General features: G+C 67.4%; 1 protein-coding gene. It reads left to right on the top strand.

Features of this window, described 5'->3' with window-relative positions:
- Nucleotides 1–195: 195 nt before the first annotated feature.
- Nucleotides 196–1,470, top strand: a 1,275-nt coding sequence (locus E3O18_RS13320) for an HNH endonuclease signature motif containing protein (RefSeq protein ID WP_166784931.1), incomplete at its 3' end; no start/stop codon positions are given.

Below are 1,470 nucleotides of genomic sequence, written 5' to 3'. Positions count from 1 at the left end.
GGCGTTTACCGAAAAATTGCCGCGTCTACGTGACGACGGATGCGTGCCGCCGGCCCAGTAGCGGATGCCCGCAGCGGGCCCAGGGCGCGTTGCTCTGCTCCTCCACAATGCGGGTGTGATCAGGTTATCCACAGGGCGCTGGCGAGTGCCGATCTGGGGCCTCGAATGTCAGTGGTCACCCGTAACGTGTGTCTCATGAAGCCCTCCTATTGTGAGCAGCTAGAGAGCCTGGGTCGTCACTTCGATGCGATCCGGGAGACGCAGGCGGAGTCCGCCCGGGTCGACGCCCGCCTGACCGAACAGGTCGATCAGGCCCGCCGGTTCGCCGAAGCCCTGGCCCGGAACGCGGCCCAGGCAGCCAAAGACAAGGCCAGGGAGGGATCACTGACACTGGCCGGGGTGCCGCAGGCCCGGTGGGATGCCGCGATGGTCGCCGAACGGGAGTTCGTCACCGAACTGGCGTGCACCCTGCGAATGCCGGTGCGCTCGACCGAGACCCTGATCGCCGAAAGCCAGACCCTGATGAACGAGCTGCCCGCCACCTTGGCCGCGCTGCAGGACGGGTCGATCACCTACCGGCATGCGCAGGTCATCATGAACCAGGCCTGGTTCCTCCCCGCCGAGGCACTGGCCGGTTTCGAAGAGGCCCTGCTGAAATCCGCTCCGCACCTGACCGTGGCCAACCTCAAGTACAAGGCCCGGATCATGCGGGAACGGCAGCACCCGGAGTCGATCACAGCCCGGCACCAAAAATCGGTGGCCGACCGCAAGGTGATCTTCGAGCCCGAGGCCGACGGGATGGCCTCGCTACACTGGCTCGACTCGGCCGAGAAGGTGACAGCCGGGTACGACCGCCTCACCGTGATGGGGATGAGCCTGCAGGGCCCGAACGAGACCCGCACACTCACCCAGCTGCGGGCAGACGTGTTCGAAGACCTGATCCTCGACGGGGTCACCGCGTCAGGGCTGGGCCAGGGTGTTCGCGGGTCGGTGCACGTGACCGTCCCGGTGATGACGCTCCTCGGCCACTCCGAGGCCCCCGGGCACCTCGAGGGATACGGACCGATCGACCCCGACACCGCACGCGAGATCGCGGCTCGGGCACCCGGCTTCATCCGGATCCTGACCCACCCGGACACGGGAGCGGTGCTCTCGGTCGGGCGCACCCGCTACAAGGTGCCGAAAGAACTGCGACGGTACCTCCGGGTGCGAGACGAAACCTGCCGGTGGCCGGGCTGCCGCCGGGCGGCGACCCAGTGCGACATCGACCACACCCTCGACTGGCAGTACGACGGGCTGACGGAGCACGACAACCTCGCGCATCTGTGTCCAGCCGACCATGCACTGAAGTCAGAGACCCGGTGGACCTACACGCACCTCCCGGACGGAACCCTGAAGTGGACCTCGCCGACCGGGCGCACGTTCATCAGTGAGCCAGCCACGATCATCCGCCCACCGGGGAAGCGGCCG

The sequence above is a fragment of the Cryobacterium sp. TMT2-42-4 genome, assembly GCF_004402645.1.
Lineage (GTDB): Bacteria > Actinomycetota > Actinomycetes > Actinomycetales > Microbacteriaceae > Cryobacterium > Cryobacterium sandaracinum.
The sequence above is the reverse complement of the archived record's forward strand: the minus strand, read 5'-3'. Positions and strand labels throughout refer to the sequence as shown.